This window comes from Lederbergia panacisoli, assembly GCF_024626525.1.
GTDB lineage: Bacteria > Bacillota > Bacilli > Bacillales > Bacillaceae_C > Lederbergia > Lederbergia panacisoli.
In genome coordinates this window covers 1-10031 of sequence record NZ_JANJGU010000031.1, presented here as the reverse complement: position 1 = coordinate 10031, position 10031 = coordinate 1, and the positions used below count along the sequence as shown (strand labels likewise).

The window sequence follows — 10031 nt, the reverse complement described above, 5'->3', positions numbered from 1 at the left end:
CTAATTATTGGCTCATTATCCTCATGGTCTATACTTATGGTAAATGCCCTGGCAATCGGTGGTAACTTCCGTGGCAATTGGTGGTAAATAAGATGGCAAGCGTGGTCAATTCCGATGGCAGTATTCAGGCTAATTGATGAAATTGTATTGGATCATGGAATAGAAAAGGAAATTCTAATCGAAAATGTCGCGAGACAAGCGACTTTTCTCCCCCTTATATATCTGAATAGGTATGAAACACAACAAAAAGCACATAGAGAAAATTCCCTACATGCTTCTGTACGGCAAAGTTGTTGCTGGCCCCTTACTTGATTTTAAGGAAAACAAAAATATCGGCATTGTACTGAGACCCATAGTTGTCAACGGATGTAGCTAGAATGGTCATTTTGACTTTGTCATTTTCTTGGGTAACCATCAATTCCTCGGTAGTTAACATATTTTTTCCAGAATTAGTCCCAGGATGGTTCTCAAAAATTTGATCAATCGCTTTCTTCATATCAAATCGGAATAATTCTTTATTTTGTTCATCCATAAAAATAAGATTCCTACTGTCATTCTTTAATGTATAAGTTTTATTGTCTATTTCAAGTGGTATTTTCAAATCGGTTTGAGAACCTTGAAAATACAAATGAATCATCTGGTCATAATTCTTAATATCTACTGCAGGGCTGCGTTCCCAATCGATGTGGGCAAATTTCCCTTCCGTTCTATCGCTTGGTTGATTGTATGTTTCTTCGAATCCGAACGTTTTATTAAAGTTATCAACGTTAAATAACTTTTCCGGCAGCCAATCGATTTCAGCCAAGTAGTTCAAATTGTTTAAATAACTGGCGGTCCTTGTAATTGTTTTCTTATCATCAATAGATATATCCGGATTTGGTACAACCTTCCCATTTTGAAACATATCATTTTCCACCAAAGTTCTTTTTAGTAAATTCACTTGGCTAACCTTGGCAACTGTAAAAGCATCGACAGGTGGAATGATTGAAATAGCAGATAAAACAATTATTACAGAAGCGATCAGCCCATTTCTTTTAACAGGGAGAAAGCTGAATACAATTCCAGCTATAAGGGCAAAAATGCCGAACATTATTGCGTAATAACGGCCATAAGTAATACCGATATCGCTAATTTTTAATATCGAAGCGACCGTTTGGAATAATACGATCGGTATTAATATTTTCGGGAATATTTTTCTAAATAATATTGCAAATTTATCCTCTAGATGACTCGAAAGAATATAGACCAAAATAACAGTAACGGCATAAGAAACGAGCATTGGTTCCAATAAATTATTTGTCCAGAAATCACCGCGAATATTTAAGATTGTGTACGCCAATAAAATGATTGTATATACGGCTGTTAAAGGAATGATGATAAAAGAAACTAATATTCCTAATGTTTTTGGGCATGTGATTGCCTTTTCTACTTTTTCCCATTCACCGCCTAATTCGTTAGTTGGACGATTTCTATCCTTTTTACCTGGGTATGGAGGGGTATATGATAGAAAGAAAATGGGTGCAAACAAGGAAAATACAATATTCAAGACATGTGCATTCGTTTTAAAATCCAACGAAAAAAGAAGCTGGTCAATTGCAATAATAATTAAATTTAAACCTGCCGCCAAAACGGAAGAAAAGAGCACTGTGAGGAAGAAGGCTTTAAATGCGGACATAAAGCTTTCGTTAAACGTAACCTTACTTTTGATGGCTGGGATCCATATAAAGGCCACCATCAAGGCAAATATGGAAATGGAGGTTTTTGTACTAATTTCTATGCTAAAGGTGGGCGCAGACTGAATGACAAAATAATAGCCCGCCGTCAAGAGCACGGATCCAAACATGAGCACTGCACGTTCAATAACTTTTATAAAAAAGCGTTCATAAACTTGCTGCCCAATCACGCTTAACAATGCCCCTATAATAAAAGTAAATAGATATTTTAGGTAATCTTCAGTTTCATTGTTGATCATGTTCACGTTCACAGTAGCAATAGCCAAAAGAAAGAGCATCGTTAAAGGATACCGGTTTACTGCCTGAATAAGCCCGATTAACTTATTTCGTAAGTTTTTCATTTTTATCAACTTTCCCCCTATTCTTTTTACATATATATTCAATATGTTTTTAATCTCAACCTAAATGACAAGCATTTAGCTCAAATAAAAAATGCAGGTTTACTATTGATACCTTCGTTAAAAAATGGACACTCCATTGGGGTGTCCAAAAACAGGTGGCGTTTCCTAAAAGTTACTTCCGCCTATATTCACTTTCCATTTCATAAATTCGTTGTTCGAGCTCCATGCTTTTGTGTTCAATGAAATTTATTTTTCTTCCAGCGTATTCGCGATTGGTGTCCAGTTTTTCGCCATTTTGGATCACGAGTCTTTCAAGACCCTCTAGACGATCATTTGTTTCCTTGCGAAATGCTTGCATTTCTTCTCGAAATCCAAGCATATCTCTTTGAAATCCAACCGTTTCTTCTCGAAAACTGAGCATATCTTTTTGAAATCCAACCATTTCTTCTCGAAATCCAAGCATATCTCTTTGAAATTCAACCGTTTCTTCTCGAAAACTGAGCATATCTTTTTGAAATCCAACCGTTTCTTCTCGAAATCCTAGCATTTCCTTTTGAAACCCGACCGTTTCTTCTCGAAATCCTAGCATTTCCTTTTGAAACCCGACCGTTTCTTCTCGAAATCCGAGCATATCTTTTTGAAATCCAACCGTTTCTTCTCGAAATCCGAGCATATCTTTTTGAAATCCAACCGTTTCTTCTCGAAATCCGAGCATATCTTTTTGAAATCCAACCGTTTCTTCTCGAAAACCGAGCATATCTTTTTGAAATTCAAGTGTTTCTTCTCGAAAACCGAGCATATCTTTTTGAAATCCAACCGTTTCTTCTCGAAATCCTAGCATTTCCTTTTGAAACCCAAGCATTTCTTCTTGAAATTCGTGCATTTCGTTTCGAAATCCAAGCGTTTCTTCTCGAAAACCAAGCATATCATTTCGAAAACCGAGCATTTCTTCCTGGAACGCTTCTTGTTTCTTTTGTCCTTCATGAAGGACTTGTAACATTTCAAGGATTTTTTCCATATGCTAGAGCCCCCCCTAAAACAAATAATTACATTCAATATAACTGAAAATTCGTTTCCTTTCAACAAAGGTCTACCGAATGTTCAATTCATGTGCGGTTTCAGTCATTATCCTTATAATGCAGTATTTCCGCAACATTTTTCGTGGAATATATCTAATTTTTTCACCATATCTTATTTTCACGCATAACTTCGAACATCATAGATATGCTTAACTTATCATTTTTATTGCTTTTTCCTTCATTTCTGTATATCTTTCATTAAAAAGTTTTACATAACTGTCATCCACAGTGAGGCGCATAATGATGGCCTTTATTTCACTTCTATTAAATCGGCCTTGGTCATGTATTTTATATCCTCTGCCATTAAGTTTGAACCTAACATAAAAATTGTTGGTTTTCTTATTCTCTCTAGGATAAGCTTGTAAAAAATTTAGAACTACTTCTTGGCATGTACAATCTGGATTCATACAATAGGAGTCTGCAACCAAAAATAATTTTCCAAGATAATTAAGGTGGAAATAATCATTATCTTGATTAGGGAAAACTTCTGAATAACAAACAGTAACACCTTTGGCAATATTATTTAGCACGGCATCCATAGTATCTCTCCTTTTTAAGTGGTTTTGATACAACCGGCAAAATTCCCATTTATTCAATTATTTAACAGAATCTATTCACTTTAGCATTTTAGTAGGATGTTTTTATGAGGAAATGATGAATGGATTAAAATGGTGAAAAAGAACGGGGGAAAATTGCAGATTTAATACGAAGTAAGCGAACTAAAACAGTTTTTACTTTCATTTTCATTTCAACATAATTTTCAACCTCCCTTTCAGAAAGATTATATCATACATTTAATATAGTTGTGTGAACATTTAATTTTATTACAATCTTCCAATCAATAAGATTCATAAATAATCTGTTAAGTGCCAGTCCTCCCCTACCTCCCCTACTTTAAATCTTTATTGTAGGAGAGGGCTGGCATTTGATTTCCGGAGGATTTGTTACGTGATTATAATTCCAGATTTTCTTTGGATTATGGTTGTGCATCATCCTGCATAGCTTGAAGGTTTATAAGTGCTCTCTCCATACGCCCCACCGATTCTTCTACACGCAAATGAGCGTCAAATAAAGGCTCGCCAGAAGTAACGTTTCCTTTCACTTCTCTTCCCTGTGCGTTTATAATTCGATGCTGTAGTTCATGTAATTGTTGTTTTACTTCTTGAACAGCTTCAATATCCGCATTATTTCTTGCGGCAATTGCTTCTTGTTCAAGTTTACGGGAAAGTTCGATAAGCTCCCAGTTGTCTCTAGCATTCGTCATACAGCATTCCTCCCAATATATTCTCAACCATATCTTTAGCTAATTTTCATTTTTGTAGACTCTTTTCTTAACTAAAAATGATTGTAAAATAAAGGAATTTATATCCACTAGCTATCCCTAAATTATTGTGTTTACATTCCAGAAAAATAGGGAGGTTTATGTAATCCATACGTTTTGATAGAATCTAGTGGCAGACACCAGAATTATTCAGTTGTTTACATCTAATGACTCAATAGTTATATTTATATATTTCTCATCCCATGAATTTTTTGCAAGGTATTAAGGTGCATGGATTTATCTTCGGACGACTTAGCGAATTTATACCACTCAACAAGCCTGTATCCGAACATAACAAGAATTAGTTCATAGACACAATGATCGGAGATATGGGACACATCCGCGTATTCCGAAAAACCCCTGTAATACGCTGGAATGCATTTTTGGTAGTATTCAATCATATGACAGACGTCCGCTTCATCCGTTATGAAACTCGCGATATCCTCGCCCATGTACCCCCATCCGGCGGTATCCCAATCGATAAGGACAATTTTGCTGTCCGAAAAGAATATGTTTGACACCCAAAAATCTCTGTGGCAAAGCACGATTGGTAGTTTTTCGATTCGACTGAATATTTCGTCCGCATTGTTATCTATGTCAATGAGCATTTTACACAGGTGCTTCGGAATATCGCAGTCATCGGAGCGTATGTAATCATACAATACATTCCATGACCGATATCGCAAATAGTAGTTTTTCGAAAACTCAACCTTGCTTAAATTGGACAAATTCTGAAATACGTTTGGTCGTTCAGTGTACAAATTGCCTTGAAATCGCCCCAATTCCTCGGCAATCCGTTCATACATTTCCGGGGTTAGATTTAAGCCTGACACACCATCAATATATTCAATCCAAAGTTGAATCTCATTGTCATTTATTTCGGCATGATAACACTCCGGACAACGGAACGAATCGGAGAAAACCTTTTGAAAATCCGATGTATAGAGGTCGTATTCCCTTCGCCATGAATCTGGATCACCATAACGTTCAAATTTTTTCTGTGTTTTCCAAACTATCTTATACGGCAGATTTTCACCATCGGAAGTTTCAACCATTCCTGCTACAAGCCGAACATGTCCTATTGTCCCGCCTTGCAACTCTTTAAGTTGATAATCTACGCGGATTATCGTTCTGCCAAGCATTTTACTCAAAACAAGCATTAGTAGTTCGGGCTTAACAACCTTTTCATCATGACTGATCATTTCTTGTATCCTCCCTTTTTCCTCTTATGTCGCATGGCGATTGATTTTTGCATGCCCGTTTTTCCATGAGATACCCCGATTTATCATCCACAAGCATGTTTTCCCGATCCACACCTATAGATTAAAGTTATTTATGGGCATAAAAATACCGCTAACAGACAGCTTCCTTAGAAGCTGCTGTTTCGCGGGTAAAAGCCAAAAGTCGGCGTATAATCAAAAAGGAATACGACTTTCATCGTATCTCGCTAACAGCAGTATTCACGAAAGGTTACTGTTTACGGCATAGCAAAAAACACGGGCGTTATTCCGGGTCCTCTCATTCCAAGCTATAGTTAAGGATTGGAATTTACTATGCCCGATATTCGGTTAGGTTAAAATCACCATTACCATATAAGTACTCATTAAAAACATCTCCTTTCGGTGGAAAAAGTTGAAATACAATTTCACTTCTATAGTTTGACATAATCGTTTGTGAGAGACCAATGGAAAATTTGATTAAAAACAAATATTATCAGTCAGATACCTCTCCAACTCAATCCCCTAACGGTCGTGTAGCAATCTAGAAATTATGTACGATGGTATTTAGAAATGATGGTGATTTCCTTTATGTTTTAGCATGGAGATTCGTGGGAAAGGTTATGTTGACGTGGCCATGTTCCCGTTTGAATGCGTGCGAGGAACATTATGTTTTACGACGAATTTGTATGATATCTAAGAAGCAAACGCCCATTCATCCCACGATTGATATCACGGGTGTTCAGGGCGTTGCTTTAAAACTTAATATCCTTCTTCCTAAAAATTCAGGAAGTAATACTTTTTAGGGAACAGTAGGCCCTTTCCACAGTAGTATTGTTCTCCCTCAACTCACCAACGGCAATTCAATCTCGACCAAGGTTCCCTCCCCCGCTTTACTTTGATAGGTTATGGTGCCATGATGTTGTTTAATAATTTTATGACATATCATAAGGCCCAGGCCTGTTCCTTTTTCTTTTAGTGTATAAAATGGCTCACCTAAACGCGGGAGTATATCTTCCGGAATTCCGCAACCTTCATCCTGAATAGAGATTATACACTTGCCTTCTGCACCTTTTCGCAGGTTCAAATGAATCTCTCCACCTTCGTGCATTGCCTCCATCGCGTTCTTTAATATATTTATAAAGACCTGCTTTATTTGGTTTTGCTCACATGTAATAAAAAAAGGTGGTCCTTCATAACCCAGTTTAAATTGAATATTATTCATATTAGCTTGAGGCAAAAGCAGCTCCAGTGTGTTCTCAATCAAATCTTGTAAATTCGTATGGTTCATTTTGATGACTTGAGGTTTCCCTAAGGAAAGAAGTTCACTAGTAATTGTTTCTATACGTCCCAATTCACTTAGGAGCAAGTCCGTATATTCAATAGCCTCATTGCTCTTATAAATTTGAACAAATCCTTTGATAGTTGTAAGTGGATTTCTGATTTCATGCGCTATGCCTGCAGCTAATTCACCTACAATTGATAATTTTTCAGCATGTAAAAGTTGCGCCTCCGCTTTTTTACGCTCAGAGATATCTCGGCTGATAAGAACAATATGTGCTATGAGTGATTTCTCCCCAATAACAGGCTTACAGCGAGATTCAAATTCAATCCAAGACCCTAGTTTATGCTTTAAACGGAACTCTATCGTCTGAGGCTCTGTATTTTTAAACAATATCTTAATAGTATCTCTAAATATATCAACATCATCAGGATGAACTAATTTAAAAAGGTCAATATTTTCCAATTCCGAGATTTGATAACCTAAAACGTGTACATGGGAAGGAGAGTAGTAACTAACCTTATGCTCTTTACCCACAACCAATATAAGATCAGATGTATTCTCAGCTATTAGCCGGTATTTATATTCACTTTTTTCCAAAACCTTCTTCATATTTATCTTTTCAGTAATGATTCTATACAGATTCTCATTCGACTCAATCAATAAACCCCCAATAATCACTCCCATCATCACAAATACTAGATATTGAAAATGAAATATAGGTCTATCCGGAAATACATTAAAAATAACTGGAACAGTAATAACATAGATTACAATGTATGTTCCAAATAGAATGATGCCCCTTTTGACGGGAGTGAAACGGGATATATATAATTGCAATATTGAGAAAACAACCATGATAATGGTCCACCCTATAATTGCGGGCGACCAATGAGTGCTGACCATTAGTCTGGCAAATAATGCAAATACCCCAGTAATGATGCCCGCTGCTGGTCCAAGATAGGCAAAAACAAGAATGATTGCAGAATACCGGATGTCATATGAATAGCCTTCTTGCTGGAAGGATAATGCAACAAGGATTGTGGATACAATTCCCGCATATACTCCAACCCAAAGACGATACTGCTTAAGTAGATAATGATTGATTAACGAACGGATGACTAATGGAGTACTGACCAATAGTGAAAAAATTGAGAGATTAATAATATAGTCTAAAAGTATCAACTGACTACCGCCCATTTCTAATTGTGTCTTATTTAACATTCTTACCTAAAAGTGGAAATATAACCTTTTTTGTTTATCATACACTATCTGATTATTTTCTCCAATGCAAATTGCAATTTTAAATGCAACACCTTATAAGAAACTACTATATAAGGTTTTACCCAAAGTTTGGTGATTGATATTCTAGTAATTTCCGGGGAAGTGTATTCATCCAATGCTTTTCAATACATTTATAGGAATATGAATGGATGAGCTGCCATTCATTAATGATTCATAAAATTAACCCATTGTGGCGCTTATTAGATCTGCGCTCCCACGAAGCATAGGTATGCGAAAAGTAGGCATCAATACCCAGCCCTTTTCCTGGGTCCGATAACATAAAAACAAAACGCCCTCTATTAATAAAGGGCGAAACAAATGAAAACCTAAGTAAACATCAAATCTATGATTCTATCAATATGAATCTCAGTCGTATTTAATTGTGGGAAGCTTAAATCTTCTTTTTTAATAATCATTGGCAATTCCGTGCAGCCCAAGATGATTCCTTGTATTTGATCTCGTTGTACCATTTCTTTGATAATATCTAGGTACTTTTGTTTTGTTGTTTGATTCACAATCCCATTCTCTAATTCTTCAACTATTTTCTTATGAATATACTGTTGTTCTGAAGCAGTGGGCACTACTATTTCAATTCCATTGGAGGTAAATGGCGTTTTGAAGAAATTATGCTCCATTGTAAACTTGGTGCCGATTAGTCCGATCTTATCTAATCTTAGTTCCCGAGCTTTCTTATACGTTTCCTCAACGATACTATATAATGGAATTTGCACACGATTTTGAACTTGGTCAAACACAATATGCGGTGTGTTAGCAGAGATGATCGCAAAATCTGATCCAACTTGTTCCAGCTTCTGAACAGCTTCCACTAAATAATCTGTTAAACCATCCAGATCGCTTTGATCGATAAACTGGAAAACTTGGTACATATTAATACTATTAATGAAAAGTTCAGGGAGTACCTCTTTACTGCCTATTCTTTCCTGATATTTAGTAATAATTGATTGATAATAATCGACCGTTGATTCGGGTCCTAAGCCGCCCACCATTCCGAGTTTTTTCATCTAAATTCCTCCCTAGTATCAATATCAACTGCTTTTTTCAATATATCGTAGACTTAGTAGAAAGTTTAAATTAAGTTAACTTCAGCAGTTCTTCTTTTTCTAGTTGGTATCCAGCTTGTATTTTCAGTCCATTTCGTCACTGCCTGTATTTTTCTTATCATGATAATGATAATTCTCGGTATTCCCAGCTATATTATAAACACCTTGCTTTATTGGTGAAATTAAAAATCCAAAAACAATGCCTACGGAAAACGATAATGCTGATAGCATAAAAACTTCTCTTTTCTTCATCTTTGCCCTCCGCATCTTATGTTAATGTAATTCACTTAATATTTCCCCAAGCTTTTCCAATTCCTCTTTTGTTAATGTTACACCTTTGCCCATTTTCTCGTGATTTGGAGCCCAATCTCTTAAGTCATACTTTGGATCGCGGCCATTCCAACTAATAAGGTTTAACTCTTTTGTCCATCCTTTTGGGGTTTCTGATAGGATGGCTATTTGTTTTATTAGTTCAAATTTAAAGTCTGAAATGAAAAATCCTCCCTGTATAAATGATACTCTAACAATGTACATAAATGATCGTTTAAAAATGTACAATTTGGATTATAAAACCGCATAATATTCTTGGGGTGAATATTATGCATTTACAATTAAATATAAATACAGATATTGAGATTAACAGTCTTTTAGATTTACCAAAATTAAAAATGATTATGGAGAGTTTAAAGATGAGAATTAATAAAAGTCGGCTG

The 10031-nt window shown here is 35.9% G+C and carries 9 protein-coding genes; all 9 read right to left on the bottom strand.

The genetic code is table 11. The features are described from left to right. Nucleotides 1-304: 304 nt before the first annotated feature. The 9 genes from NQ185_RS20015 to NQ185_RS19975 all read right to left on the bottom strand — a co-directional run bounded on the left by NQ185_RS20015 (nt 305) and on the right by NQ185_RS19975 (nt 9810). Nucleotides 305-2074, bottom strand: coding sequence for a DUF4153 domain-containing protein (locus NQ185_RS20015; protein WP_257583862.1), 1770 nt, complete (start codon nt 2072-2074; stop codon nt 305-307). Between the two features lie 172 nt (nt 2075-2246). After that, nucleotides 2247-3092 carry a hypothetical protein gene (locus NQ185_RS20010; protein ID WP_257583861.1) on the bottom strand — a complete coding sequence of 282 codons (846 nt, stop codon included), beginning with the start codon at nt 3090-3092 and terminating at the stop codon, nt 2247-2249. A gap of 210 nt (nt 3093-3302) precedes the next feature. Further along, nucleotides 3303-3692: a hypothetical protein gene (locus NQ185_RS20005; RefSeq protein WP_257583860.1), complete on the bottom strand. Its 390-nt coding sequence runs from the start codon at nt 3690-3692 to the stop codon at nt 3303-3305. A gap of 437 nt (nt 3693-4129) precedes the next feature. Then, complete coding sequence (locus NQ185_RS20000; RefSeq protein ID WP_257583859.1) at nt 4130-4417, bottom strand: hypothetical protein; 288 nt, start codon at nt 4415-4417, stop codon at nt 4130-4132. Nucleotides 4418-4659: 242 nt separating this feature from the next. Next, on the bottom strand, nt 4660-5676 hold the full coding sequence (locus NQ185_RS19995) for an aminoglycoside phosphotransferase family protein (protein WP_257583858.1): 1017 nt from the start codon (nt 5674-5676) through the stop codon (nt 4660-4662). Nucleotides 5677-6535: 859 nt separating this feature from the next. Continuing rightward, the gene (locus NQ185_RS19990; RefSeq protein ID WP_257583857.1) at nt 6536-8158 is read right to left on the bottom strand and encodes an ATP-binding protein; all 1623 of its coding nucleotides are present in this window, start codon (nt 8156-8158) and stop codon (nt 6536-6538) included. A 425-nt stretch (nt 8159-8583) separates the two neighbouring features. Beyond that, complete coding sequence (locus NQ185_RS19985; protein ID WP_257583856.1) at nt 8584-9279, bottom strand: aspartate/glutamate racemase family protein; 696 nt, start codon at nt 9277-9279, stop codon at nt 8584-8586. A gap of 123 nt (nt 9280-9402) precedes the next feature. Continuing rightward, nucleotides 9403-9570 carry a hypothetical protein gene (locus NQ185_RS19980; protein WP_257583855.1) on the bottom strand — a complete coding sequence of 56 codons (168 nt, stop codon included), beginning with the start codon at nt 9568-9570 and terminating at the stop codon, nt 9403-9405. 21 nt (nt 9571-9591) lie between these two features. Next, on the bottom strand, nt 9592-9810 hold the full coding sequence (locus NQ185_RS19975; RefSeq protein ID WP_257583863.1) for a YdbC family protein: 219 nt from the start codon (nt 9808-9810) through the stop codon (nt 9592-9594). Nucleotides 9811-10031 lie beyond the last annotated feature (221 nt).

Bases quoted from the DNA above. Each gene is read 5' to 3' on its own strand.
- NQ185_RS20015 (WP_257583862.1), bottom strand. From the start codon at position 2,074: ATGAAAAACTTACGAAATAAGTTAATCGGGCTTATTCAGGCAGTAAAC.
- NQ185_RS20010 (WP_257583861.1), bottom strand. From the start codon at position 3,092: ATGGAAAAAATCCTTGAAATGTTACAAGTCCTTCATGAAGGACAAAAG.
- NQ185_RS20005 (WP_257583860.1), bottom strand. From the start codon at position 3,692: ATGGATGCCGTGCTAAATAATATTGCCAAAGGTGTTACTGTTTGTTAT.
- NQ185_RS20000 (WP_257583859.1), bottom strand. From the start codon at position 4,417: ATGACGAATGCTAGAGACAACTGGGAGCTTATCGAACTTTCCCGTAAA.
- NQ185_RS19995 (WP_257583858.1), bottom strand. From the start codon at position 5,676: ATGATCAGTCATGATGAAAAGGTTGTTAAGCCCGAACTACTAATGCTT.
- NQ185_RS19985 (WP_257583856.1), bottom strand. From the start codon at position 9,279: ATGAAAAAACTCGGAATGGTGGGCGGCTTAGGACCCGAATCAACGGTC.
- NQ185_RS19980 (WP_257583855.1), bottom strand. From the start codon at position 9,570: ATGAAGAAAAGAGAAGTTTTTATGCTATCAGCATTATCGTTTTCCGTA.